This window comes from Streptomyces macrosporus (genome assembly GCF_039533145.1).
GTDB lineage: Bacteria > Actinomycetota > Actinomycetes > Streptomycetales > Streptomycetaceae > Streptomyces > Streptomyces macrosporus.
The window spans coordinates 1-25,745 of the sequence record NZ_BAAASZ010000026.1 but is presented as its reverse complement, the minus strand read 5'-3'; the positions used below and the strand labels follow the sequence as shown (position 1 = coordinate 25,745).

At 72.5% G+C, this 25,745-nt stretch carries 16 protein-coding genes and 1 tRNA gene; 3 read left to right on the top strand and 14 right to left on the bottom strand.

The features are described 5' to 3' along the window. Nucleotides 1–12 precede the first annotated feature (12 nt). The 4 genes from ABD335_RS17135 to ABD335_RS17120 all read right to left on the bottom strand — a co-directional run bounded on the left by ABD335_RS17135 (nucleotide 13) and on the right by ABD335_RS17120 (nucleotide 2,242). A complete protein-coding gene (locus ABD335_RS17135; protein WP_344323796.1) occupies nucleotides 13–207 on the bottom strand; it encodes a DUF3046 domain-containing protein in 195 nt (64 codons plus the stop codon). A gap of 73 nt (nucleotides 208–280) precedes the next feature. Next, complete coding sequence (locus ABD335_RS17130) at nucleotides 281–589, bottom strand: AzlD domain-containing protein (RefSeq protein WP_344323794.1); 309 nt, start codon at nucleotides 587–589, stop codon at nucleotides 281–283. Then, nucleotides 586–1,317 carry an AzlC family ABC transporter permease gene (locus ABD335_RS17125; RefSeq protein WP_344324693.1) on the bottom strand — a complete coding sequence of 244 codons (732 nt, stop codon included), beginning with the start codon at nucleotides 1,315–1,317 and terminating at the stop codon, nucleotides 586–588. Before ABD335_RS17125 ends, ABD335_RS17130 begins: the two co-directional genes overlap by 4 nt. Before the next feature lie 73 nt (nucleotides 1,318–1,390). Then, nucleotides 1,391–2,242, bottom strand: coding sequence for an AraC family transcriptional regulator (locus tag ABD335_RS17120; protein WP_344323791.1), 852 nt, complete (start codon nucleotides 2,240–2,242; stop codon nucleotides 1,391–1,393). 82 nt (nucleotides 2,243–2,324) lie between these two features. Here ABD335_RS17120 and ABD335_RS17115 point away from each other — a divergent pair, with 82 nt between their 5' ends. Continuing rightward, on the top strand, nucleotides 2,325–7,028 hold the full coding sequence (locus tag ABD335_RS17115; RefSeq protein ID WP_344323789.1) for an Lhr family ATP-dependent helicase: 4,704 nt from the start codon (nucleotides 2,325–2,327) through the stop codon (nucleotides 7,026–7,028). Nucleotides 7,029–7,118: 90 nt separating this feature from the next. After that, nucleotides 7,119–7,916, top strand: coding sequence for an Fpg/Nei family DNA glycosylase (locus tag ABD335_RS17110; RefSeq protein WP_344323787.1), 798 nt, complete (start codon nucleotides 7,119–7,121; stop codon nucleotides 7,914–7,916). Between the two features lie 243 nt (nucleotides 7,917–8,159). Here ABD335_RS17110 and ABD335_RS17105 read toward each other — a convergent pair whose 3' ends face one another. The 8 genes from ABD335_RS17105 to ABD335_RS17070 all read right to left on the bottom strand — a co-directional run bounded on the left by ABD335_RS17105 (nucleotide 8,160) and on the right by ABD335_RS17070 (nucleotide 21,642). Then, nucleotides 8,160–8,543, bottom strand: a complete 384-nt coding sequence (locus ABD335_RS17105) for a helix-turn-helix domain-containing protein (protein ID WP_344323785.1) — start codon at nucleotides 8,541–8,543, stop codon at nucleotides 8,160–8,162. Nucleotides 8,544–8,637: 94 nt separating this feature from the next. Continuing rightward, nucleotides 8,638–9,186 (bottom strand): CinA family protein, encoded by a 549-nt coding sequence (locus tag ABD335_RS17100; protein WP_344323783.1) that lies wholly within the window; start codon nucleotides 9,184–9,186, stop codon nucleotides 8,638–8,640. After that, nucleotides 9,176–9,832: a CDP-diacylglycerol--glycerol-3-phosphate 3-phosphatidyltransferase gene (gene pgsA, locus ABD335_RS17095; RefSeq protein WP_344323780.1), complete on the bottom strand. Its 657-nt coding sequence runs from the start codon at nucleotides 9,830–9,832 to the stop codon at nucleotides 9,176–9,178. The genes ABD335_RS17100 and pgsA overlap by 11 nt, the downstream gene beginning before the upstream one ends. Beyond that, on the bottom strand, nucleotides 9,829–11,337 hold the full coding sequence (gene rimO / locus ABD335_RS17090) for a 30S ribosomal protein S12 methylthiotransferase RimO (protein ID WP_344323779.1): 1,509 nt from the start codon (nucleotides 11,335–11,337) through the stop codon (nucleotides 9,829–9,831). Before rimO ends, pgsA begins: the two co-directional genes overlap by 4 nt. 49 nt (nucleotides 11,338–11,386) lie before the next feature. Further along, the gene (locus ABD335_RS17085; RefSeq protein ID WP_344323777.1) at nucleotides 11,387–12,193 is read right to left on the bottom strand and encodes a helix-turn-helix domain-containing protein; all 807 of its coding nucleotides are present in this window, start codon (nucleotides 12,191–12,193) and stop codon (nucleotides 11,387–11,389) included. Between the two features lie 188 nt (nucleotides 12,194–12,381). Next, the gene (locus ABD335_RS17080; RefSeq protein ID WP_344323775.1) at nucleotides 12,382–15,114 is read right to left on the bottom strand and encodes a DNA translocase FtsK; all 2,733 of its coding nucleotides are present in this window, start codon (nucleotides 15,112–15,114) and stop codon (nucleotides 12,382–12,384) included. A 135-nt stretch (nucleotides 15,115–15,249) separates the two neighbouring features. Then, nucleotides 15,250–15,927 carry a response regulator gene (locus ABD335_RS17075; RefSeq protein WP_344323773.1) on the bottom strand — a complete coding sequence of 226 codons (678 nt, stop codon included), beginning with the start codon at nucleotides 15,925–15,927 and terminating at the stop codon, nucleotides 15,250–15,252. Nucleotides 15,928–16,173: 246 nt separating this feature from the next. Then, nucleotides 16,174–21,642 carry a HAMP domain-containing protein gene (locus ABD335_RS17070; protein ID WP_344323771.1) on the bottom strand — a complete coding sequence of 1,823 codons (5,469 nt, stop codon included), beginning with the start codon at nucleotides 21,640–21,642 and terminating at the stop codon, nucleotides 16,174–16,176. Nucleotides 21,643–22,047: 405 nt separating this feature from the next. On the opposite strand from ABD335_RS17070, the gene ABD335_RS17065 reads away from it, so the two are divergent. Further along, entirely contained in the window at nucleotides 22,048–24,681 is a 2,634-nt protein-coding gene (locus ABD335_RS17065; RefSeq protein WP_344324690.1) for a SpoIIE family protein phosphatase, read from the top strand. Nucleotides 24,682–24,768: 87 nt separating this feature from the next. Here the strand turns inward: ABD335_RS17065 and ABD335_RS17060 are convergent. Beyond that, nucleotides 24,769–24,841, bottom strand: a tRNA-Thr gene (locus ABD335_RS17060). 96 nt (nucleotides 24,842–24,937) lie between these two features. After that, the gene (locus tag ABD335_RS17055; RefSeq protein ID WP_344323768.1) at nucleotides 24,938–25,648 is read right to left on the bottom strand and encodes a DegT/DnrJ/EryC1/StrS family aminotransferase; all 711 of its coding nucleotides are present in this window, start codon (nucleotides 25,646–25,648) and stop codon (nucleotides 24,938–24,940) included. Nucleotides 25,649–25,745 lie beyond the last annotated feature (97 nt).

The following is a 25,745-nucleotide window of genomic DNA, read 5'->3' as shown; positions in this document are numbered from 1 at the left end:
GTCGGTGCGCACTCACCTCAGGTCGGCGGGGACGTCCATGGCGGCGCAGACCGCGCGCCAGACGTCCTTCGCCTCCCACCCCGCCTCCAGAGCCTCGTACACCGTCCGCCCACCGAGCTCGGACATCACGTGATCGCGTGCGAAGGAGTCGGCGTACGCCGCACCGAAGTGGGCCGCCATCCGCTCCCAGAAGACCGTCAACCGCATGTCTCCAGTATCGGTCGACCGCGGGGGTGCCGCGGGGCGCGGTCGGCCGCCCGGCACCGGCCCCGCCCCGGACCTACCCCAGGGCCCGCACGCCCGCGGTGACCAGGACGGCCACCGCCACCACCACCAGGAACGGCGCGCGCAGCACCAGGGCGACCGCCGCCGCCGCGACGCCCGCGGCGCGGGCGTCGACGACCAGCGTGCCGCCGGTCCCCTCGAAGGTCTGCTGGGCGGTGAGCGCCGCCAGCAGCGCGACGGGCAGCAGGGCCGCCAGCCGCCGCACCAGCGGGCGCTCCAGCACCCCGGCGGGCACCGACAGGCCGAGGAGCTTGACGAGGTAGCAGCCGACGGCCGTCACCCCGATCGCGATCCACACGCTCACCGGCCCTCCTCCCCGCCCCGCCGTCCGCGCGCCAGCAGCACCAGCGGGGCGGCGAGCGCCGCCACCAGCACCGGAACCCCGGCCGGGAGCACCGGCAACAACCCCAGGCCCAGCAGGACCGCGAGCCCGGCCGTGGCACGCTCCACCGCCGTCCGCAGCATGGGGGCCAGCAGCGCCAGGAAGACGGCGGGCCCGGCCGCGTCCAGCCCCCAGGCATCGGTGTCGCCGAGCGCCTCGGCGCCCAGCGCGCCGAACAGCGTGGTGAGGTTCCACAGCACGTAGAGGGTGACGCCGGTGACGGTGAAGCCGATCCGGGCGGCGCGCCTGTCGCGCTGGGCGAGGGCGACGAGGGAGCTCTCGTCGATGACCAGTTGGGCGGCGAACGGACGGACCGCGCGCGGCAGGCGCAGCAGCGTGGACAGCCGCAGTCCGTAGAAGGCGTTGCGGATGCCGAGGAAGAAGGCCCCGGCCGCGGCGGTGAACGGGTTGCCGCCCGCGGCGAGCGCGCCGACGAGGGCGAACTGCGAGGCGCCGGTGAACACCAGCAGGCTCAGCGCGCAGGTCTGGGCGAGGTCGAGCCCGGCGGCGGCGGAGGTCACCCCGAAGGCGAAGCCGGAGAGGCCGACGGCCACGCCGACGCCGAGCGCGTCCCGGACGACGGTGCGGTCGTCGCCGGCGGACGGCGGGCCGGCGGTCTCGCGAGCCTCCGCGGGAGCGTCCGCCGACAGGTCCACCGGGGCGTCCGCCGAGGTCTCCGCCACGGTGTGAGTGATCTTGGTCCGTTCTGACACGCGTTCGATGCTACGGGCGCTCCCACCGCCCGGTCTTGTACGTTCTTGCGCGTTCTCGCCGGTAGGCGCCGGGCGGCACCCCGACGATCCGGCGGAAGTGCCGTCCCAGGTGCGGCTGGTCGGCGAACCCGACGGCCGTGGCCGCCTCGGCCGGCGGGACCCCCTCCTCCAGCAGTCGACGGGCCCGGCGGACCCGCGCGCTGGTGAGCCAGGCGTGGGGCGGCATGCCGTACCGCTCGCGGAAGGCGCGCAGCAGCGAGAACGGGCTGGTCCCCAGCTCCGCCGCGAGCCCCTCCAGGGTGGGCGGGTCCGTCATGCGCTCCAGGAGGATCTCGCGGGCGCGCGCGGCGTTGCGGGCGCCCGCGGTGCGGACCGTGCGCGACGGGAGCGGACCGCCGTGCAGGCGCAGCAGCCGGGTGACGGCGACCCGCAGCAGGCTGTCGGCGGCCAGGGCGTTGCCCTGCTCGGCGGCCCGGTGCACCCCGGTGATCAGACGCGCGGTCTCCGGATCGTGCACGACGGGCTCGGCGAACCCCGCCGTGCCCCGTACGGCGGTGGTCTCGGCGGCGATGGCGGCGACCGTGCCGACCGCCGGGTAGAGCGTGGCGTAGGCCCAGCCCTCGGGTGCCCCGGCGCGCGCCGTGTGCGCCACCTCGGGGTTGATCATGACGACGGACCCCTCGCCGGCGCGCAGGGCGCCCTCCGGCAGCCCGACCTCCTCCACGCCGCCGGTGACGGCGGCGAACACGTAGCCGTCGTGGGCGTGCCGGGGAAAGGTGTGCCGGACGTACCGGGCGCGCAGCAGGTCCGTGTCCGGCAACCGGTCGTACCGCCAGTGCCGTGCCCACTCCTCCGTGCCCATGACCCCATTGTGCGACCCGTGGTGCGCGGCCTCGGGAGACGGCCCCGGCGGCGGTGTCAGTGACGGGGTGCACGATGGACGCATGGACCGGCCACCGGCTCTCGACATGTTCTCCCCCGCGACCCGCGCGTGGTTCACGGGGGCGTTCCACGCGCCCACCGCCGCCCAGGAAGGCGCCTGGCGGGCGCTCGCCGAGGACAGCGACGTGCTGGTCGTCGCGCCGACCGGCTCCGGCAAGACGCTGGCCGCCTTCCTCGCTTCCCTGGACAGGCTGGCCGCCACGCCTCCGCCCGCGGATCCGACCCGCCGCTGCCGGGTGCTGTACGTCTCGCCGCTGAAGGCGCTGGCGGTGGACGTGGAGCGGAACCTGCGCAGCCCGCTGACCGGCATCCGGCAGGAGTCGGTGCGGCTGGGGCTGCCCGAGCCGGACATCCGGGTCGGGGTCCGCTCCGGGGACACCCCGGCCGCCGAGCGCCGGGCGCTGGTCCGGCGCCCCCCGGACATCCTGATCACCACACCCGAGTCGCTCTTCCTGATGCTCACCTCCGCCGCCCGCGAGGCCCTGCGCGGGGTCGAGACGGTGATCCTGGACGAGGTGCACGCCGTGGCCGGCACCAAGCGCGGCGCCCATCTGGCGCTCTCCCTGGAGCGGCTGGACGAGCTGCTGGACCGCCCGGCCCGGCGGATCGGGTTGTCGGCGACGGTCCGCCCGGTGGACGAGGTGGCGCGCTTCCTGTCGCCCCGGCGCGGCGCGCGGATCGTGCAGCCGCCCACGGACAAGGAGTTCGACCTGTCGGTCGTGGTGCCCGTGCCGGACATGGGCGAGCTGGGCGGCTCGCCCGCGCAGGACGCGAACGGCGACGGCGGCGATCGGCCGTCGATCTGGCCGTCGGTCGAGGAGCGGATCGCCGACCTCGTCCAGGCCCACCGCTCGACGATCGTCTTCGTCAACTCCCGCCGTCTGGCCGAGCGGCTGTGCAACCGGCTGAACGAGATCGCCTACGAGCGGGCCACCGGCGAGCCGGTGCCCGAGGACCACTCGCCCGCGGAGCTGATGGGGGGATCCGGCGCGGCCGGCGGGGCGCCGCCGGTGCTGGCCCGCGCCCACCACGGCTCGGTCTCCAAGGAGCAGCGGGCCCGGGTCGAGGAGGACCTCAAGGCGGGACGCCTGCCAGCCGTGGTGGCCACCTCCAGCCTGGAGCTGGGCATCGACATGGGCGCGGTGGACCTGGTGATCCAGGTCGAGTCCCCGCCCTCGGTCGCCTCCGGCCTCCAGCGGGTGGGCCGCGCGGGCCACCAGGTGGGCGCGGTCTCGGCCGGGGTGGTCTTCCCCAAGTACCGCGGCGACCTGGTCCAGGCCGCGGTGGTCACCGAGCGGATGCGCGAGGGCGCCATCGAGGCCCTGCGGGTGCCGTCCAACCCCCTGGACGTGCTGGCCCAGCAGCTCGTCGCCATGACGGCCATGGACACCTGGGACGTGGACGAGCTGCTGGCGGTCGTCCGGCGCGCCGCGCCCTTCGCGTCGCTGCCGGAGTCGGCGTACACCGCCGTGCTGGACATGCTGGCCGGACGCTACCCCTCCGACGCCTTCGCCGAGCTGCGTCCGCGCCTGGTGTGGGACCGCGTCGCCCACACCGTCGGCGGGCGCCCCGGTGCGCAGCGGCTGGCGGTCACCTCGGGCGGGACGATCCCCGACCGCGGGCTGTTCGGCGTCTTCCTCGCCGGCGCCGACCCGAAGAAGGGCGGCGGCCGCGTCGGGGAGTTGGACGAGGAGATGGTCTACGAGTCGCGGGTGGGCGACGTGTTCACCCTGGGCACGACCAGCTGGCGGATCGAGGACATCACCCGCGACCGGGTGCTGGTCTCCCCCGCCCCGGGGGTTCCGGGACGGCTGCCGTTCTGGAAGGGCGATCAGCTCGGCCGCCCACTGGAGTTGGGCCGCGCGCTGGGCGCGTTCCTGCGCGAGGTGGGCGGCCTGACGCCCGAGGCCGCCCGGAAGCGGCTGGCCGCGGCCGGCCTGGACGACTGGGCCGTCGACAACGTGCTGACCTACCTCGACGAGCAGCGCCGCGCCTGCGGGCACGTGCCCGACGACCGCACGATCGTCGTGGAGCGCTTCCGCGACGAACTGGGCGACTGGCGGATCGTCGTCCACTCTCCTTTCGGCGCCCAGGTGCACGCGCCCTGGGCGCTGGCGCTGGGCGCGAGGCTGAGCGAGCGGTTCGGCATGGACGCGCAGGTGATGCACGCCGACGACGGCATCGTGCTCCGCCTGCCCGACACCGACCTGCTGGGCTTCGACCCCGACGCGGACCTCGGTACGGGGCCGGGCCCGGGCGCGGACTTCGGCGCCTCGGGCCACGAGCCGGAGGAGCCGCCGGTCGGCGCCGCCGACGTCCTGTTCGACCGGGACGAGGTGGAGCGGGTCGTCACCGACCAGGTCGGCGGCTCGGCCCTGTTCGCGTCGCGGTTCCGCGAGTGCGCCGCCCGCGCCCTGCTGCTGCCCCGCCGCGATCCGGGCAAGCGCACCCCGCTGTGGCAGCAGCGCCAACGCGCCGCGCAACTGCTCCAGGTGGCGAGCGAGTTCGGGTCCTTCCCGATCGTGCTGGAGGCCGTGCGCGAGTGCCTCCAGGACGTCTTCGACGTGCCCGGCCTCGCCGAGCTGATGGGCGACATCGAGGCGCGTCGGGTGCGTCTGGTGGAGGTCACCACCCCGGAGCCGTCCCCGTTCGCCCGTTCCCTGCTGTTCGGCTACGTCGCGCAGTACCTGTACGAGGGCGACTCGCCGCTCGCCGAGCGCCGGGCCGCCGCCCTGTCGCTGGACTCCCGGCTGCTGGCCGAGCTGCTGGGCCACAGCGAGCTGCGCGAGCTGCTCGACCCCGAGGTGCTGGCCGAGCTGGAGCGCGAACTGCAGTGGCTCCCCGGCGAGGACGGCGTCCACCGGGTCAAGGACGTCGAGGCCGTCGCCGACGCGCTGCGCGTGCTGGGCCCGCTCACCGACGACGAACTGGCCGAGCGGGGCGCCGAGCCCCGGTGGGCGCGCGAGCTGGAGCACGCCCGGCGCGCCATCCGGGTCCGCATCGCCGGCCGTGAGCACTGGGCGGCGATCGAGGACGCCGGACGGCTGCGCGACGCCCTCGGCGCGGCACTGCCCGTGGGCGTGCCCGAGGCGTTCACCGAGCCCGTTCCCGACCCGCTCGGCGACCTGCTGTCCCGGTACGCGCGCACCCACGGCCCGTTCACCACGGCCCGGGCCGCCGAACGCTTCGGGCTGGGCACGGCGGTCGCCGACGGCGCGCTGCACCGGCTGGCGGCCTCCGGCCGGCTGGTCCAGGGCGAGTTCCATCCCTCGGGGGTGGAGCAGGAGTGGTGCGAGCCCACCGTGCTCCGGCGGCTGCGCCGCCGGTCCCTGGCCGCGCTGCGCCAGGAGCTGGAGCCGGTGCCGCCCGCCGCGCTCGCCGCCTTCCTCCCCCAGTGGCAGCACCTGGGCGCGGGCGGTCTGCGCGGCATCGACGGACTGCTGCGCGCCGTCGAGCAGTTGCAGGGCGCGCCCGTGCCCGCCTCCGCGCTGGAGAAGCTGGTCCTGCCCTCCCGGGTCGCCGACTACCACCCGTCGATGCTGGACGAGTTGACCACCACCGGAGAGGTGCTCTGGGCGGGCGCCGGCGCGCTGCCCGGCAAGGACGGCTGGGTCCGTCTCCACCTCGCCGACACCGCGCCCCTGCTGCTGCCGCCGGCGCATCCGCTGGAGCTCACCACCGTCCACCGGGCGGTCCTGGACGCGCTCTCGGGCGGGTACGGGCTGTTCTTCCGGCAGATCGCCGAACGGGTCCGCGCCGCCGGGGTCGAGGTGCCCGACCCCGAGCTGGCCGAGGCCGTCTGGGAGCTGGCCTGGTCCGGGCGGCTCACCAACGACACCCTCGCCCCCCTGCGCGCCCTGCTCGGGTCCGGCCGTACGGCGGGGGCCACGGCGCACCGCGCCAGGCGGTCCACGCCCCGGGGCCGGTACGGCTCCCTGGCCCTGCTCTCCTCGCCGGCGTCCTCCGCCGCGTCCCGCCCCACCGCCTCCCGTACCGGTCCCCCGACCGTGGCGGGCCGCTGGTCGCTGCTGCCCGAGCGGGAGACGGACCCCACCCACCGCGCCCACGCGCTGGCCCGCACCCTCCTGGACCGGCACGGCGTGGTCACCCGGGGGGCCGTCGCCGCCGAGGGGGTGGAGGGCGGTTTCTCGGCCGCGTACCGCGTGCTGTCGGTCTTCGAGGAGAGCGGTCAGGCCCGACGCGGCTACGTGGTGGAGGGCCTGGGCGCCGCGCAGTTCGCCATGGACGGGGCGGTGGACCGGCTGCGCGCGATCGCCACGGCCCGGGAGAAGCCGGAGGGCACCCGTCCGCGGACCGCCGTGCTCGCCGCCGCCGATCCCGCCAACGCCTACGGCGCCGCCCTGCCGTGGCCCGACCCCCCGACGGCTTCCGCCGACGGCTCCGGCACGGCACGCGCCGCCGCCCACAAGCCCGGGCGGAAGGCGGGCTCCCTGGTGGTCCTCGTGGACGGCGAGCTGATCCTCTACCTGGAGCGCGGCGGCAGGACGCTGCTGGCCTGGCGGACCGAGGGCCCGGCGCTGGACGCCGCGGTCGAGGCCCTGGCCCGCGCCACGCGCCAGGGCATGGTGGGCACGCTCACCGTCGAGCGCGCCAACGGCTCCCCCGTGCTGGGCTCGCCGCTCGGTCGAGCCCTGGAGACGGCCGGCTTCCACGCCACCCCGCGGGGGATGCGGCTGCGCGCGTGACGGCGCCCGGTGGTGCCCGGGGCGTGCCACAGTGGAGGCGGCACAGGGGCGGACACGGACACGGGCGGACGACGAGGAAAGGCGGTTCCGGTGCCCGAGGGAGACACGGTCTGGCGCACCGCCCGGCAGCTCCACCGGGCGCTGTCGGGGGCGCCCGTCGCCCGCTGCGACCTGCGCGTGCCGAAGCTCGCCACCGTCGACCTCACCGGCCGCGGGGTGCTGGAGACCACCGCGCGGGGCAAGCACCTCCTCACCCGTTTCGAGGGTGGTCTCACGCTCCACTCCCACCTGCGGATGGACGGAGCCTGGCGCGTCTACGCGCCCGACGAACGGTGGACCGGCGGCCCGGGCCACCAGATCCGCGCGGTCCTCGCCACCGCCGCCCGCTCGGCCGTGGGGTACCGCCTCCCCGTCCTCGACCTGCTGCGCACCGCCGACGAGGACCGGGTGGTCGGCCACCTGGGGCCGGATCTCCTCGGCCCCGACTGGGATCCGGACGAGGCGCTGCGGCGCCTGCTCGCCGACCCGGCCCGCCCGGTCGGCGAGGCCCTGCTGGACCAGCGCAACCTCGCCGGCATCGGCAACGTCTTCATGGCGGAGCTGTGCTTCCTGACACGGGTCACCCCCTGGCTGCCGATGAGAGAGGTGCCCAGGCCCGAGCGGCTGCCGGCCCTGGCCGGGAAGCTGCTGGAGGTGAACAAGGAACGGTCTCTGCGCGTCACCACCGGCGACGTCCGGAGCGACCGGAACCTGTGGGTGTACGGGCGTGGGGGAAAACCGTGTCTGCGCTGCGGCACCACCGTCCGTAAACAGACGCCCGACCCGGCCGATCGGCAGCGGGTGGCGTACTGGTGTCCGCGCTGTCAAACGGGGCCGTCCCCCTCCTGACCGACGGCGTGCCGGAGCACGTCGCGTTCCATGGTGGGCAGCGCGGCGCCCGCCCGTACCCTGCTCCGAACCACCGTTCGCCCGAACCGGCGCTCATCACCCGGCGGCTCGCTGCCCACCGGCGTACGCGCGACGCGGACGCCCCGGACGGCACGCCTGCGGTATCGGGCCCGGCCGGTGCGCGGTGTGCGACCGGTCCGGGCCCGTGCCGACTGTCCCGGCGTGTGCCTCGGGCTGCGTCGATCAGGCGGCGACGACGTCGACGGCTTCCGTCGGTGCCTTGATCGTCACCCGTTCGTCCGGGCGCCCGGTGACGGACGTCACGGACACCGGATTGAGAACGGGACGGCGCATCGGCGCGGGCACCGTGTCGCTCGCCGCGGACTCCGCCAGCTCCGCGAGGGCCAGCTCGTCGCTGACCTCTCGCATCAGCTCGGACATCCGCACGTCCAACGCCTCGCAGATCGACGCGAGCAGTTCGGAGGAAGCCTCCTTCTGACCCCGCTCGACCTCGGAGAGGTAACCGAGTGACACCCGGGCGGACGAGGAGACTTCGCGCAGGGTACGGCCCTGGCGCTGGCGCTGCCGACGCAGCACGTCACCCAGCAGGCGACGGAGCAGAATCATCGGTGGCTCCCTCCTAGGACCGCTGACCCGGATCCTTCATGCCCCACCGTACCGCCTACAACCGCGGCCGTGCGGGGAGCGATGCTGTGTTCACTCAGGGCTGCAAACATCCATTCCCCCCACTGTGTTCCGTATCCTTTGTCGCCGCATTTTCCATGAGTTCGCTCAAGAGCAGTCGGATGACCTCGCGGACGCTCGCGTCGCGGATCTCCTTCCGGTCGCCGTCCAGGCTGAGCCGCCGCGCCACGGTACGGAGGCCCCGCTCCGACCCGTCCGGGCCGGCGACCGCCACGTAGACCGTGCCGACCGGCTGTCCGTCCTGGGGCTCGGGACCGGCGACCCCGGTCGTCGCCAGGCCCCAGTCCGCGCCCAGCACCCGCCGGACTCCCTCCGCCATCCGGCGGGCCACCTCGGCGTCGACCGCGCCCCGTTCCTCCAACAGGGCCCCGTCCACGCCCAGCACCTCGTGCTTGACGGCGGTGGCGTAGGCGGTCACCGAGCCCCGTACGGTCGCCGAGGCCCCGGGGGCCTCGGTCAGTTCGGCGGCGACCAGCCCTCCCGTGAGCGACTCGGCGGCCGCGACGGTCTGTCCGCGGTCCTTCAGCAGCTTCAACGCCTGTGCCGTGGCGGTCTCACCGTTCATGGGCGCGCTCCGCCGCCAGCCCGGCCCGCCTCAGGGTCACCGCCTGCCGCACGTAGTCCAGACCGGTGCCGACCGTCAACACCACGGCCACGGCCATCACCCACCAGCGCAGCGTGGCGAGCGGTCCGGTCAGCGCCAGGATGTACATCCCCACGGCGATCCCCTGGGCGAGGGTCTTCATCTTCCCACCGCGGCTGGCCGGGATGACGCCGTGCCGGATCACCCAGAAGCGCATCACGGTGATGCCGATCTCCCGGAAGAGGATCACGCCCGTCACCCACCAGGGCAGGTCGCCGAGCGCCGAGAGGCAGATCAGCGCCGCGCCCATGATCGCCTTGTCCGCGATCGGGTCGGCGATCTTGCCGAAGTCCGTGACCAGGTCGTACCGCCGCGCCAGCTCGCCGTCGAAGAGATCGGTGATCATGGCGATGGAGAAGGCCGCCCAGGCGAGAGAGCGCCAGGCCGGATCGTGCCCGCCGTCGGCGAGCATCAGGATCACGAAGCCCGGCACCAGGAGCAGCCTCACCATGGTGAGGATGTTGGCGATGTTCCACAGGCTCACCTTGCGGGCGGCGCTGTTCTTGGGGGCGCTCTTCGGTCTCACCACAGGTCCACCGCTCGCCGTGGAGGCGTGGACGTCCGTCATGTTCCCGCCTCCTCATTCTCGGGGTGCCCCCACGCGATGCCCGGGGGCGGCTCGGCAACGAGATCCACACCCTCGGTCGCCACCACCTTCGCCTCGACCATCTGTCCCACGGAGAACCTCGAGGAGCCGGTGAGGAAGACCTGCCCGTCGGTCTCGGGGGCCTGGTGCTCCCCGCGCCCCACCGGGCCGTCCTCCTCGTTCACCGACTCGACCAGCACCCGTACGGTCTCGCCGATGCGCTCCTCCGCGCGCTGCGCGGTCAACTCCTCCGCGAGCCGTGAGATGTGGGCCAGACGTTCGGCCACCACCTCCGGGTCGATCTTGTCCTCGTAGGTCGCCGCTTCGGTACCTTCCTCGTCCGAGTACCCGAAGACGCCGATCGCATCCAACCTCGCACGGGTGAGGAACCGCTCCAGTTCGGCGAGGTCCGCCTCGCTCTCACCGGGGAAGCCCACGATGAAGTTCGACCGGATGCCCGCCTGCGGCGCCTTGGAGCGGATGGTCTCCAGCAGTTCCAGGAAGCGGTCGGTGTCGCCGAAGCGGCGCATGGCGCGCAGCACGCCCGGAGCCGAGTGCTGGAAGGAGAGGTCGAAGTAGGGGGCGACCTTCTCCGTCCCGGTCAGGACGTCGATCAGCCCCGGTCGCATCTCGGCGGGCTGCAGGTAGCTCACCCGGACCCGTTCGATGCCGTCCACGGCGGCCAGTTCCGGCAGCAGCGTCTCCAGCAGCCGGATGTCGCCCAGGTCCTTGCCGTAGGAGGTGTTGTTCTCGGAGACCAGCATGATCTCCTTCACCCCCTGCTCGGCCAGCCACCGGGTCTCGGCCAGCACGTCCGAGGGGCGGCGGGAGACGAAGGCCCCGCGGAAGGAGGGGATGGCGCAGAACGAGCACCGGCGGTCGCAGCCGGAGGCCAGCTTCACCGAGGCGACCGGGCTGCTTCCCAGCCTGCGCCGCAGCGGTGCCCGGGGGCCGGAGGCGGGCGCCACCCCGTCGGGGAGGTCGGCGGGCGCGGAGGCGGCGGCGTCGCCGTGGCCGGGCAGCGCGACGGCGACGTTCCGGCGCTCGACCGGGCTGATGGGCAGGAGCTTGCGTCGGTCGCGCGGGACGTGCGAGACGTGTCCGCCCCCGGCGAGGATGGTCCTCAGCCGCTCGGAGATGTCGGCGTAGTCGTCGAAGCCGAGTACGCCGTCGGCCTCGGGGAGCGCCTCGGCCAGTTCCTTGCCGTAGCGCTCCGCCATACAGCCGACGGCGACCACGGCCTTGGTGCGGCCGCCCCCCTCGGAGGCCGTCTTCTTGAGGTCGTTGGCCTCCAGCAGGGCGTCGACGGAGTCCTTCTTCGCGGCCTCGACGAAACCGCAGGTGTTGACGACGGCGACGTCCGCTTCGGCGGCGTCCTCGACGAGCTCCCAGCCGTCCGCCGCCAGACGGCCCGCGAGCTCCTCCGAGTCCACCTCGTTACGTGCGCAGCCAAGGGTGACGAGGGCGACGGTACGGCGTTCGGGCATGGACTCAGCCTACTTCGTCCCCGCCGCCCCTCCCGCCGTCAGGGTTTGGTCATCCCTGCTCGGGATCGCCCTTGGTGTAGCTGACGCGCTGCACCTGGCCGACCTCGCCCACCTTGTCGACCTCCTTGCCGTTGACGAAGAGGGTGACCGCGCCGGCGTTGCCGAGCACCAGGTCGATCCGCTTGTCGTCGGTGAAGGTCCTGGAGTCCCCGTCCTTGAGCACGCCCTCGTGGAGCAGTCGCCCGTTGTGGTCCTCGGCCGAGATCCAGCTGCTGCCGTCCTCGGCGACCAGCTTGACCGTGACCTTGTCCGCCGGGGCGGCGGCGATGGCGCTGTCGGACTCGGACGGCTCCGGCTCGGGCTTGGGGTCGGCGGGCTTGGCCGGGTCGGGCCGTTCGGCGGTGTCGGAGGCGTCCTCCTGGGCCACCGGGGTGCGCGCCGGCTCGTCGTCGCCGCTGAAGAGGGTGAATCCCACGAAACCGACCACCGCCACGATCGCGGCCACCATGGCGGCGGTCCAGTTGGGACGGCTGGGCTCGGGACGGATGCGCTCGGCCTCGAAGAGGGCGGCCGCGGGGGTCGGTGCCGGACGCCCGCCGTGCTCGGCGTCGTACTGGGCCACCAGTTCGTCCGGGTCCAGCCCGACGGCCTTGGCGAGCGTGCGGACATGGCCGCGGGCGTAGACGTCGCCTCCGCACCGGGAGAAGTCGTCCTGTTCGATGGCGTGCACGATCGGGACGCGGATGCGGGTGGTCGCGCTGACCTCGTCAGCCGTCAGTCGTGCGTCGATGCGGGCTTTCTGGATCGCCTGACCGACGGAAGGCCGGTCTTCTGAGGGGGAGTTGCCGATGGACACGGGGGCGCCTTTCGAGCGTGTAGCCACCTGCTGGATGTTCAGTCTAGAGGGGGGGCGGAAGGGTGGGGCAAGCGGGCGGAGGGCGTCTGTCCGCCATAGGGATGGCCTTGCCGTCCAACGGTGAACACATGACCGCGACCTCCTCCAAGTTGACGTTTAACCAGGGGAAACGGTTGCCCTTCTCACTCCTACGAGTGAGTTTCGCCGCGGATCATCGCCAGCACGTCGTCCAGCTCGTCCGGCTTGACCAGTACGTCTCTGGCCTTCGACCCCTCGCTGGGACCGACCACCCCGCGAGACTCCATCAGGTCCATCAGTCTGCCCGCCTTGGCGAACCCCACACGCAGCTTCCGCTGGAGCATCGAGGTGGAGCCGAACTGCGTGTTGATCACCAGTTCGGCCGCCTGGCACAGCAGGTCGAGGTCGTCGCCGATCTCCTCGTCGATCTCCTTCTTCTTGCCCTGTCCGACCAGGACGTCGTCGCGGAAGACCGGCGCCATCTGCTTCTTGCAGTGCGCCACGACGGCCGCGACCTCCTCCTCCGTGACGTAGGCGCCCTGCATACGGGTGGGTTTCCCGGCCCCCATCGGCAGGAAGAGGCCGTCGCCCTTGCCGATCAGCTTCTCGGCACCCGCCTGGTCGAGGATGACCCGGCTGTCGGCGAGGGAGGAGGTGGCGAAGGCCAGCCGCGAGGGCACGTTCGCCTTGATCAGCCCCGTCACGACGTCGACGGAGGGACGCTGGGTGGCCAGCACCAGATGGATGCCCGCGGCCCGCGCGAGCTGCGTGATCCGTACGATCGCGTCCTCCACGTCGCGCGGCGCGACCATCATCAGGTCGGCCAACTCGTCCACGATGACCAGCAGGTACGGGTACGGCGCCGGCTCCCGCTCGCTGCCCTCGGGCGCCTTCACCTTGCCGGCGCGGACCGCCGCGTTGAAGTCGTCGATGTGCCGGAAGCCGTAGGCGGCCAGGTCGTCGTAGCGCAGGTCCATCTCGCGCACCACCCACTGCAGGGCCTCGGCGGCCTTCTTCGGGTTGGTGATGATCGGGGTGATCAGGTGCGGGATGCCCTCGTACGCCGTCAGCTCGACCCGCTTGGGGTCCACCAGCACCATCCGGACCTCCTCGGGGGTGGCACGGACCATCACCGAGGTGATCAGGCAGTTGATGCAGGAGGACTTTCCGGACCCGGTCGCGCCCGCGACCAGGACGTGCGGCATCGTCGCCAGGTTGGCCGTGACGTACCCGCCCTCGACGTCCTTGCCGAGGCCGACCAGCAGCGGATGGTCGTCGCCCGCGGCCTCCGCCAGACGGAGCACGTCGCCGAGGTTGACCATCTCCCGGTCGGTGTTGGGGATCTCGATGCCGACCGCCGACTTGCCGGGGATCGGGCTGATGATCCGCACGTCCGGGCTGGCGACGGCGTAGGCGATGTTCTTGGCCAGGGCGGTGATCTTCTCGACCTTCACCGCCGGCCCCAGCTCCACCTCGTAGCGGGTGACCGTCGGGCCGCGGGTGAAGCCGGTGACGGCCGCGTCCACCTTGAACTCGGAGAAGACGTTGGTCAGCGCCGCGACGACCGCGTCGTTGGCGGCGCTGCGGGTGCGGCCCGGGCCGCCGCGCCGCAGCAGGTCCAGCGGGGGCAGCGTGTAGGTGACGTCCCCGGCGAGCTGGAGTTGCTCGGCACGCGGCGGCAGGGACTCGGCGGGCTCGGCGGCCGTCTTGGTCAGGTCCGGCACGGAGGTCCGCCCGGAGCGCGACGCCCTCCGCCCGCCGGACGCCGGGGCCTCCCGGACGTCCTGTGCCTCCTGCGCCTCCGGGAGCGTCGGGGCCGTCGGGGCGCCGGTGCGCTCGCGCTCCTCCCGGTCGGCCCTGACCCCGCTGGTGAGGTCGGCGACCAGCGGCGAGGGCTGGACGCCGTGCAGGACGGCCCCCTCCAGTTGGGCCGCCGCGGCGGCGGCCACGTCCACCGCGTCCGGGAAGTCGTCGGAGGCGGGCGCGGGACGGCGGGAGCGGCGGCGGCCGTCCAGCGCCTCCTTCTCCGCCCGGAAGGCGTCGTCGTCGCCCTTGCGGAGGTTCGCCCGCCGCGGCCGGGGCTCGTCCTCCCCGGGGTCGTCGTACGCGTCGTACACGTCGTACGTTCCGTGCCGTCCGTCGTTCTCCGCCACCACGCCCAGCCGTACGCCCAGTTGCCGCAGCCGCTGGGGGATGGCGTTGACGGGCGTGGCGGTGACGACCAGCAGCCCGAAGACGGTCAGCAACAGCAGCAGGGGAACGGCCAGCGCCTCGCTGACGGTGAGGATCAGGGGCTTGGACACGGCCCAGCCGATCATGCCGCCCGCGTCCCGCAACGCCTCGTCGCCCTCGCCCCGCCCCGGGGCACCGCAGGCGATGTGCACCAGTCCGAGCAGCCCCACGGCCAGCGCGGAGAGCCCGATGACGATCCGTCCGTTGGCCTCCGGCTTCTCCGGATGCCGCATCAGGCGCACGGCCACGGTGCCCAGCAGCACCGGCACCAGCAGGTCGAGGCGTCCGAAGGCGCCGGTCACCAGCATCTCGACCAGGTCCCCGACGGGGCCGTGCAGATTGGACCAGGTGCCGGCCGCGACCACCAGGGAGATGCCGAGCAGCAGCAGGGCGAGCCCGTCCTTGCGGTGCGCGGGGTCCAGCCCCCGGGCGCCGCGGCCTATGCCGCGGAACAGCGCGCCGACGGTGTGGGCGAGACCGAGCCACAGGGCGCGGACGAGGCGGTAGACGCCGTTGGTGGGCGACGGCGCGGGTTTCGGGGGCGCCTTGGCCGCCGCCTTCTTCGCCGGTGGTTTCCTGGCGGCGGCGGACCTCGATGCCGGGGGCTTCCTGGCCGGAGCCTTCTTCGCGGGCGCCTTCTTGGCGGCCTTGCCGGACGTACGTGAGGCCATGATGCCGAGATTACCCGCGACGGACCCGCCGGACACGGACACCCACGGGGCCGGTGGGACGGGTGCGGCGCCGGCGCGGGGCACGTGACGCCCCGCCAGGTTCCGGTGCGCCCGGGCGACGCGGCCCGTCCGGTGTCAGTTCTGCGACGGCAGCGAGCTCGTCCGGCCGCCGTTGCCCGGCTCCAGGGCGTCGAGTGCCCGCCGCAGGCCGGTGAGTTTGCGTTCCAGGTGGGCCGCCGTGGCGACCGCCGCGGCGTCCGCGGACTCGTCCAGCTGTTTGGAGAGCGCCTCGGCCTGCTCCTCCACCGCCGCCAGACGCGCGGAGAGCTCGGCCAGCAGGACCGAGGGCCCCTTGGCGCCGTCCTCCTCCGCGTTCTGACCCTCCAACTGGAGCCGGAGCAGGGCGGCCTGTTCACGCAGTTGGACGTTCTTCATGTACAGGTCGACGAAGACCGACACCTTCGCCCGCAGCACCCACGGGTCGAACGGCTTGGAGATGTAGTCGACGGCACCGGCGGCGTAGCCGCGGAAGGTGTGGTGCGGACCGTGGTTGATCGCGGTGAGGAAGATGATCGGGATGTCCCGAGTGCGCTCGCGCCGCTTGATGTGGGCGGCGGTCTCGAAACCGTCCATGCCCGGCATCTGCACGTCCAGCAGGATGACCGCGAAGTCGTCCGTGAGCAGCGCCTTGAGCGCCTCCTCCCCTGACGATGCCCGCACCAGCGTCTGATCCAGCGCGGAGAGGATGGCCTCCAGCGCCAGAAGATTCTCCGGCCGGTCATCGACCAGGAGGATCTTGGCCTTCTGCACCATGGCCCGTCCTCCTCGCCCCGACAGCGTCCTGGACGCCGTCACTGGCAACGACTCCTTTGCGCCGCCCGTTCTTGTGCCGGTCATGGTAGCCCCACCTCGTGGCCCACCACACCCTGTCACCGAGATGTCACTGTGCACATAGGTGAAACGCTGCAAGAGACCCGAAGGTTCCCCGAATACAGCACTTCACACACAATGCGCACCAAGCGGCCGGCGAGCCGGCCACCGCCCCGGAACCATCGCACATCACTCCCCGCGCATCCACCTCGCCATGACGGACAACAGGTGATCGGTGTCCACCGGCTTGGTGACGTAGTCCGAGGCCCCCGACTCGATGCTCTTCTCCTTGTCGCCCTTCATGGCCTTCGCCGTCAGCGCGATGATCGGCAGCCCGGCGAACTGGGGCATCCGCCGGATCGCCGCGGTCGTGGCGTACCCGTCCATCTCGGGCATCATGATGTCCATCAGGACGAGCGCCACGTCGTCGTGCTGCTCCAGCACCTCGATGCCCTCGCGTCCGTTCTCGGCGTAGAGCACCTGCAGGCCGTTCTGCTCCAGCACGCTGGTGAGCGCGAAGACGTTGCGGATGTCGTCGTCGACGATGAGCACCTTCTCGCCGTTGAAGGCTCCGCGCGGGCGTCCCTGTGCCTTCCGGTCGCCGTTCACCCACGTCTCCTCCGCGCGCGGACGGTCCCCCTGCCGCGCCGGCCGCTTCTCCGGCAGGGGCACCGTACGGCGGCGGGAGGAGAGCTCCGCGGCGGCGCGCTCCGCGGCGGGCACGTCCAGCGTGCCCCCCGCCTCCCGGTCCGTCTCCTCCTCGGCGCCGGGCTCGCCCTCGGCCGTCCGGGGAGCCGTGCTCTCCGGGCCGCCGGTCTGCCCGTAGCCCTGGGGCGGCAGCTCGGTCGGCGTCAGGGGCAGGTAGAGGGTGAAGGTCGAGCCCCGGCCCGGCTCGCTGACCGCGTGGATCTCGCCCCCGAGCAGCCGCGCGATCTCCCGGCTGATGGACAGGCCCAGCCCGGTGCCGCCGTACTTGCGGCTGGTCGTGCCGTCCGCCTGCTTGAACGCCTCGAAGATCACGCGCATCTTGCTCTGCGCGATGCCGATGCCGGTGTCGGTCACCGAGAACGCGATCAGGTCGGCGTCCGGGTCGCGCAGCGAGCCGGACTCCAGCATCTGCTCCCGGATCGACTCCGGCACGTCCGACTTGGCCGAACGGATCACCAGCTCCACCGCGCCGCTGTCGGTGAACTTCACCGCGTTCGACAGCAGGTTGCGCAGCACCTGGAGCAGCCGCTGCTCGTCGGTGTGGAGTGTCGGCGGCAGCTCCGGCGAGACCCGCACCGAGAAGTCGAGCCCCTTCTCCGCGGTGAGCGGCCGGAACGTCGCCTCCACGTAGTCCACGAGCTGCACCAGCGCGATGCGGGTCGGGCTGACGTCCATCTTGCCCGCCTCGACCTTCGACAGGTCGAGGATGTCGTTGATCAGTTGCAGCAGGTCCGAGCCCGCGCCGTGGATCGTCTCGGCGAACTCCACCTGCTTGGGGGTCAGGTTCCCCTCGGCGTTGTCGGCCAGCAGCTTGGCGAGGATGAGCAGCGAGTTGAGCGGAGTGCGCAGCTCGTGCGACATGTTCGCCAGGAACTCCGACTTGTAGCGCATCGAGACCGCGAGCTGCTCGGCGCGCTCCTCCAGGACCTGCCGGGCGTCCTCGATCTCGGAGTTCTTGATCTCGATGTCGCGGTTGGTCTTGGCGAGCAGCTCGGCCTTCTCCTCCAGCTCCTCGTTCGACGCCTGGAGCGCCCGCTGGCGGCTCTCCAGCTCGATCGAGCGCTCCTGGAGCTGCTCGGCCAGTTCCTGCGACTGCTTCAGCAGCAGCTCGGTCTTGGTGTTGACGCTGATCGTGTTGACGCTCGTGGCGATCATCTCGGCGATCTGGTTCAGGAAGTCCTTCTGGATCTGGGTGAAGGGCTGGAACGAGGCCAGTTCGATGACGCCGAGCACCTTGCCCTCGAACAGCAGCGGCAGCACGATCACGTGGGCGGGCGGCGCCTCGCCCAGACCGGAGGAGATCTTCAGGTAGCCGGGCGGCGTGTGCTCGACCAGGACCGTGCGCTTCTCCTCCGCCGCGGTGCCGACCAGGGACTCGCCCGGACGGAAGGTGGTGGGCATGGTGCCCGGGGAGTAGCCGTAGCTGCCGATCATCCGCAGCTCGTACGAGCCGTCCTCGCTCGCCCCCACCCCGATCTCCGCGCCGCTGCCGGTCGGCGCGGCCACGAAGAACGCGCCGTGCTGGGCGGAGACCACCGGCGTCAGCTCGCTCATGATCAGCCGTGCCACGTCCTCCAGGTCGCGGCGTCCCTGCATCAGACCGGAGATCCGGGCGAGGTTGCCCTTGAGCCAGTCCTGCTCCTGGTTGGCGAGCGTGGTCTCGCGCAGGGTGGCGATCATGGTGTTGACGTTGTCCTGGAGCGCCAGGATCTCGCCCGCGGCGTCCACGTCGATCTTCACGTTGTGGTCGCCGCGGGTCACCGCGGCGGCGACCGCGGCGATGGCGCGCACCTGGCGGGTCAGGTTGCCCGCCATCTCGTTCACCGACTCGGTGAGGTCCTTCCAGGTGCCCGAGACGCCGTCGACCCGGGCCTGACCGCCCAGCCGACCCTCGGTACCCACCTCGCGGGCGACCCGGGTGACCTGCTCGGCGAACGACGACAGCTGGTCGACCATCGTGTTGATGGTGGTCTTCAGCTCCAGGATCTCGCCCCGGGCCTCGATGTCGATCTTCTTGGTGAGGTCGCCCTTGGCGATCGCGGTGGTGACCATCGCGATGTTGCGGACCTGACCGGTGAGGTTGGAGGCCATCGAGTTCACGGACTCCGTCAGGTCCTTCCAGGTGCCCGACACCCCGGGCACGTGGGCCTGTCCGCCCAGGATGCCCTCGGTGCCCACCTCGCGCGCCACCCGCGTCACCTCGTCCGCGAACGACGACAGCGTCGTCACCATGGTGTTGACGGCGTCCGCGAGCTGGGCCACCTCGCCGCGCGCCTCGACGGTGACCTTCTTGGTCAGGTCGCCGTTGGCGACCGCCGTCGCGACCTGGGAGATGTTGCGCACCTGGCCCGTCAGGTTGGACGCCATCAGGTTGACGTTCTCGCTGAGGTCCTTCCAGATGCCCGTGACCCCGGGCACGTGGGCCTGGCCGCCGAGCTGGCCCTCGGTGCCCACCTCGCGGGCCACCCGGGTGACCTGCTCCGCGAAGGACGACAGCTGGTCGACCATCGTGTTCACGGTCGTCACCAGGGCGAGGATCTCCCCCTTGGCGTCGACGGTGATCTTCTTGGAGAGGTCGCCCCGGGCGACCGCGGTGGTCACCTCGGCGATGTTGCGCACCTGGGAGGTCAGGTTGTTCGCCATGCCGTTGACGGACTGGGTGAGGTCCTTCCAGGTGCCCGAGACGCCCTCCACCTCGGCCTGGCCGCCCAGGATGCCCTCGGTGCCCACCTCGCGCGCCACCCGCGTCACCTGCTCGGCGAACGACGACAGCTGGTCGACCATCGTGTTGAGGGTGTTCTTCAGCTCCAGGATCTCGCCCCGGGCGTCCACCTCGATCTTCTGCGACAGATCGCCGCGCGCCACCGCCGTCGCGACCTGGGCGATGTTGCGGACCTGCGCGGTGAGATTGCCCGCCATGCCGTTGACCGAGTCGGTCAGGTCACGCCACACGCCGGCCACCCCGGGCACCTGGGCCTGGCCGCCCAGCCGTCCCTCGGTGCCCACCTCGCGGGCGACCCGGGTCACCTGCTCCGCGAAGGCGGAGAGCTGGTCCACCATGGTGTTGAGGGTGTTCTTCAGCTCCAGGATCTCGCCCCGGGCGTCCACCTCGATCTTCTGCGACAGATCGCCGCGCGCCACCGCCGTCGTCACCTGGGCGATGCTCCGGACCTGGGCGGTGAGATTGCCCGCCATGGAATTGACGGAGTCCGTCAGGTCCTTCCAGGTGCCCGAGACCCCGTCGACGCGGGCCTGACCGCCCAGCCGGCCCTCCGTTCCCACGTCCCGGGCCACCCGGGTCACCTGCTCGGCGAAGGCGGAGAGCTGGTCGACCATCCTGTTGACGGTGTTCTTCAGCTGGAGCATCTCGCCGGAGACGTCCACCGTGACCTTCTGCGACAGGTCACCGTTGGCCACCGCCGTCGTCACCTGCGCGATGTTGCGGACCTGACCGGTGAGGTTGCGGAACGCGGTGTTGACGGAGTCCGTCAGGTCCTTCCACGTCCCGGCCGCCCCCGGCACCTGCGCCTGACCGCCCAGTTCGCCCTCGACGCCGATCTCCCGGGCCACCCGGGTGACCTCGGAGCCGAAGGCGGAGAGCTGGTCGACCATCGTGTTGACGGTGTTCTTCAACTCCAGCATCTCGCCGGAGACGTCCACCGTGACCTTCTGCGACAGATCGCCGCGCGCCACCGCCGTCGTCACCTGCGCGATGTCCCGCACCTGCGCCGTGAGGTTGCGGAACGCGGTGTTCACCGAATCCGTCAGGTCCTTCCACGTCCCGGCCACGCCCGGCACCTGCGCCTGACCGCCGAGGATGCCCTCGGTCCCGACCTCGCGCGCCGCCCGCGTCACCTCGTCGGCGAACGTGCGCAGCGTCTCCGTCATCGTGTTGATGGTCTCGGCGAGCTGGGCCACCTCGCCGCGTGCGTTCACCGTGACCTTCTGCGACAGGTCGCCGTTCGCGACGGCCGTCGTCACCCGCGCGATCTCGCGCACCTGGGAGGTGAGGTTGCCGGCCATCGTGTTGACGGAGTCCGTCAGGTCCTTCCACACGCCCCCGGCGCCCGGCACCCGCGCCTGGCCGCCGAGCTGCCCCTCGGTCCCGACCTCGCGCGCCACCCGCGTCACCTCGGACTGGAAGGCGGAGAGCTGGTCGACCATCGTGTTGACGGTGTTCTTCAGCTCCAGCATCTCGCCGGCCACGTGCACGGTGACCTTGCGGGACAGGTCGCCCTTGGCGACCGCGGTCGTCACCAGCGCGATGTCGCGGACCTGGGCGGTCAGCCGGGACGCCATGGTGTTGACGGAGTCCGTCAGGTCCTTCCAGGACCCGGACATGCCGCGCACCCGCGCCTGGCCGCCCAGCTTGCCCTCGGTGCCCACCTCGCTGGCGACCCGCGTCACCTCGTCGGTGAACGTCGAGAGCTGGTCGACCAGCCCGTTGACGGTGCGGCCCACCTTCAGGAACTCGCCCCGCAGCGGGTGCGTCGTCCCGTCCGGCCCCTGGACCCGCAGGTCCATCCGCTGCTCCAGGTCGCCCTCGGCCACCGCCGACAGCACCCGGCCGACCTCCGAGACGGGTCGCGCGAGATCGTCCACCAGGGCGTTCGACGCGTCGATGGCCGCGGCCCAGGCGCCCTCGCAGGCCCCGGTCTCCAGCCGTTCGGTCAGCTTGCCGTCCCTGCCCACCACCCTGCGCACGCGGGCCAGTTCACTGGTCAGATGGAGGTTCCGGTCGGCGACCTCGTTGAAGACGGCCGCGATCTCGGCCATCGGGCCGTTGCCGGTCACGGTGAGGCGTTTGCGGAAGTTCCCGTCCCGCATCGCCTCGAGAGCGGTCAGCAGCCGGTTGACCTCGGCCACCTCCACCTCGATCGTCCCGCTCGCCCGGGACCGCCCGCTCCTCGTGCGCGTGCTGGCGCCTCGCGCCGCTCCGCCAGACTGCACCGTGTCCCTCCCGTTGGGTCGAACGTTCCGCCCGGGCATTCCCTTCGAGCCTTCCCAGTGTTTCACCATGGTGGAACCAGGCGATAACAGTTCGGCAGCATCGCACACCGCCGACCGATCGCCCCGAGGGGGAAACACCCGCATCCGGGGCCCGCTCGCGCTGCGAACGTAAGTAACCTGGCATCCGGCTGTCCATCCGTCCCGGTCCGCCGGGCCGCGATGGCACGTGATCACGACGGGCAACGGAGGGGCGCTGCGGTGGACGAGGCGAGTGCCGGGCAGGGGCTGACCGCGGCGGCGGTGGGCGCCCAGCGCACACCTTCGACACCGGCGCGTGCGGACGGCACCGACGTCCACGACGCCGACAACGTCCACAACGCCGACGACAGAGCCATGGGGAGAACAGTGATCACGGCGCGAGCTGCGGCTACCTTCGAGCCGGTCGGACGCTCGGTCGCGAGTGCCCGCGCCTTCGTCCGGGACACCCTCCAGGGCTGGGGCCTGGCGGACATCGTCGACGACGCCGTGGTCCTCACCAGCGAGCTGGTCACCAACGCCGTCGTCCACGCCGGGACCGCCGCCGACGTCCTGTGCCTGCGCGACGGCGACGGGAGCGTGCGCGTCGAGGTCGCCGACCGCTACCCCGACCGGGGGCTGCCCGTCCAGGACCTGGGCCACCACTTCGGCGACCCCGACCGGGAGGGGGGCCGCGGCCTGCTGCTGTGCGCCTCGCTCGCCGACCGCTGGGGCGTGGAGTACACCGCCACCGACAAGCGCGTCTGGTTCCGTCTCGACCTGCCCGAGCGTCCGGTCGGCACCCGCAGCGCCGGCCCCGTGCTCCCCGACAGCGCCCTGCCCGTCACCGACACCCGGGTCCGCGTCGCCGTGGTGCAGGTCGACAGCGGCGGCACCGTCTCCTCCTGGAACGACGACGCCCGCGAGCTGTTCGGCTACACCTCCGAGCAGGTCATCGGCAAGCCCCTCACCGACCTGGCGGCCTGGCCCCACACCCCCGGCATCGGCACCGGCATCGCCGAGGCCCTGGCCCTCTCCCGCTGGGAGGGCTCGTACGGCATCCGCGGCGCCGACGGCCGCACGATCCCGGTCTACGCCTCCCACCTGCGCGTCCGCGACGCCGACGGCGAGCCCTCCACCGTGTGCCTGCTGGTGCGCGACCACGAGCGCGCGGTGTTGCAGTCCCCGGCGCGCGGCGCGGCGGCCGACACCACGGGTGCCTCCGAGAGCCGTGAACGCGCCGCCGATCCCTTCGAGATCTTCATCGGCTCGCCCCCGCCGGACGACCTCGACGGCCTCCTCCAGCGCACCGTCGAGCGCGCCCGCGACATGCTCGACGGCGACGCCGCGTTCCTCCTGCTGGCCACGGACGACGAGACCGAGCTCGAGGTCCGCGCCACCACCGGACTGCCGTCCGCCCGTCAGCGTTTCGCCCGCGTCCCCGTGGAGGCGGGCAGCGGCCGGTACGGATCGGCCCGGATGCCCTCGGTCCACGAGGACCTCACGGCGGTGCCCGGCGCGGTTCCCCTGCTGGAGGGCACGGGGATGCGCTCGGTGGTCACCGTCCCGCTGAAGGTCGAGGGACGGCTGACCGGTTCCCTGGGGGTCGCCGCCGAGGCGCCCGGCCGCTACACCAACGAGGAGGCCCTGCGCCTGCAGTTCGCCGCCGACCGGATCGCGCTCGCCGTGGAGTCCGCGCGGCTGACCGAGCTGGAGAGGCTGCGCCGCGGCTCGCTCTCCTTCCTCGTCGAGGCGTCCGACCTGCTCGCCGGCACTCTCGACCGCGACCAGACGCTCGCCCTGATGGCCCAGATGACGGTCCCCACCCTCGCCTCCTGGTGCGCCGTCTACACCATCGCCGACCAGTCGTCCGAGCCCGAACTCTCCTACGTCCTGCACGAGGACGAGGAACGCATCGACGGCCTCAAGGCCCTGCTGACCAAGGTTCCCCCGCCCGATCCGGTGCCCACTCCCGGCGCCCGGGTGTGGACCGCCCCGGGCGACGCGGCGCACTCCGCGGCCCTGCGCACCTCCCTGCGCAGCCTGGGGCTGGACCAGACCGGCCTCTCCGGCGACCGCCCCTCCGCCGGCATCACCGGCACCACCCTCGCCACCGCCGCCGCGGTCGGCGGGGAGACGGTGGTGCTGCCGCTGGTGGCCCGCAACCGCGTCATCGGCATGCTGACGCTGGGCAAGCCGACCGAGGAGCGCTTCCGCCAGGAGATCCTGGAACTCGCCGAGGACCTCTCACGCCGGGCCGCCCTCGCCCTCGACAACGCCCGGCTCTACAGCGAGCGGACCGCCATCAGCCAGTCCCTCCAGCGCAGCCTGCTGCCGCCCGAGCTGCCCGACGTGCCGGGCGTCGAAGTGGAGGTCATCTACCGCGCCGCGGGAGAGGGCAACGAGGTCGGCGGCGACTTCTACGACATCTTCCCCATCCGCGACGGCGCGTACGGCTTCGCCATCGGCGACGTCTGCGGCACCGGTCCCGAGGCCGCGGCGGTCACCGGGCTCGCCCGTCACGCGCTGCGTCTCCTGGCCCGCGAGGGATTCGGTGGTCCGGCCGTCCTGGAGCGGCTCAACGCCGCGATCCTCGACGAGGGAGCCCGCAGCCGCTTCCTGACCCTCCTCTACGGCGAGCTGTGGCCGAAGCCGGAGGGCGGCGCGACCCTCAAGGTCGTCTGCGCGGGCCACCCGCTGCCGCTGCGCCTGCGCCAGGACGGCAGCGTCGAGCCGGCCGCCGAACCGCAGCCGCTGCTGGGCGTGTTGGAGGACCTGGAGCTGTACGAGGAAACGGTCACCCTCGACCCGGGCGACGTCCTGCTCTGCGTCACCGACGGCGTGACCGAACGCCGCGAGGGCGCCCGCATGTTGGGGGACGACGGCCTCGCGGACGTCCTCACCACGTGTACGGGCCTGACGGCGGGTGCCGTCGCCGCGCGCATCATGCGCGCCGTGGAACGCTTCGCCGCCGACGCTCCCTCCGACGACATGGCGATCCTCGCGATGCGCGTCCCCGAGTGACGAATACGAGCGAGCGCGAGGGCGAACGAGACGAACGACGAGGAGGCCCCCGCCTTAAGGCGGGGGCCTCCTCGTTCTCTTTCCCTGAGCCCCAATACGGAATCGAACCGTAGACCTTCTCCTTACCATGGAGACGCTCTGCCGACTGAGCTATTGGGGCGCGGCAACGGAGTAGATCATACCTGAACTTCGGAGCCCTTCCGACCACCCCGGCCCCGGAGCCTTTCCGGGGATCGCTTCCGGGAGTTCGGCCGGCTCAACAGGCGGGCTCCATCAGCAGTCCGCCCAGCGCGTTGCACGCCGAGACGATCCTCTGCAGATCGCGACGGGACATCGCCGCGTCCAGCGGCAGCGCCAGGCACTCGTCCGTCGCCCGCTCGGTCTCGGGCAACCAGATGTCCGCCCGGAATTCCGGCAGCCGGTACAGGGGCGTCTTCACCGGCACGTGGCACGGCACTCCACGCGCCCTCAACGCTTGCTTGAAGGCGTCCCGGTCGGGCCGTCCGTTCCCCGGGACCCGGACCACGTACTGCTCGTACGCGTGCCGCACGCCGGCCGCGGCCCGCGGGACGATCACACCGTTCAGTCGCGCGCTCAGGAACTCCGCGTGCTGTCGACGCCGCGCGGTCTCCACCGAGGAGACGGCCGTCTCCTCCTCCGTCTCGATCACCTTCACTCCGTGCCGCTGCGCCAACGCGCGCAGACACACCATGTCGGCGGGATACCCGAAGGTGTGCACGGGGATCACGGCGGCGGTCCGTTCGCTCACCACCGCGGCGACGGACGCGGGATCGAGGCAGAGGCTCTCCCGCTCGACGTCGGCGAAGACCGGCAGTGCTCCGACTTCCCGTACGGCGGCGGCCACCTCGCTGTCGCAGTAGGCGGGCACGACGACTTCGTCCCCAACGCCTATGTGCTGCTCTTCGAGCTTCGATCGCAGCGTGCTGCCCAGTGTCGTCGTCCCCATGACGGCGATGCTGGCGGCGGCACATGAACTCCCGGTAACAGAACGCAGAAAAGCCGTGGTCCCCGGAGCGAACTCCAGGGACCACGGCTTCACGAAT

Coding starts and splice junctions, on each gene's coding strand:
- ABD335_RS17100 (WP_344323783.1), bottom strand. CDS start 9,186: ATGAACGGTGAGACCGCCACGGCACAGGCGTTGAAGCTGCTGAAGGAC.
- ABD335_RS17120 (WP_344323791.1), bottom strand. CDS start 2,242: ATGGGCACGGAGGAGTGGGCACGGCACTGGCGGTACGACCGGTTGCCG.
- ABD335_RS17080 (WP_344323775.1), bottom strand. CDS start 15,114: ATGGCCTCACGTACGTCCGGCAAGGCCGCCAAGAAGGCGCCCGCGAAG.
- ABD335_RS17115 (WP_344323789.1), top strand. CDS start 2,325: ATGGACCGGCCACCGGCTCTCGACATGTTCTCCCCCGCGACCCGCGCG.
- ABD335_RS17135 (WP_344323796.1), bottom strand. CDS start 207: ATGCGGTTGACGGTCTTCTGGGAGCGGATGGCGGCCCACTTCGGTGCG.
- rimO (WP_344323779.1), bottom strand. CDS start 11,337: ATGCCCGAACGCCGTACCGTCGCCCTCGTCACCCTTGGCTGCGCACGT.
- pgsA (WP_344323780.1), bottom strand. CDS start 9,832: ATGACGGACGTCCACGCCTCCACGGCGAGCGGTGGACCTGTGGTGAGA.
- ABD335_RS17105 (WP_344323785.1), bottom strand. CDS start 8,543: ATGATTCTGCTCCGTCGCCTGCTGGGTGACGTGCTGCGTCGGCAGCGC.
- ABD335_RS17055 (WP_344323768.1), bottom strand. CDS start 25,648: ATGGGGACGACGACACTGGGCAGCACGCTGCGATCGAAGCTCGAAGAG.
- ABD335_RS17075 (WP_344323773.1), bottom strand. CDS start 15,927: ATGGTGCAGAAGGCCAAGATCCTCCTGGTCGATGACCGGCCGGAGAAT.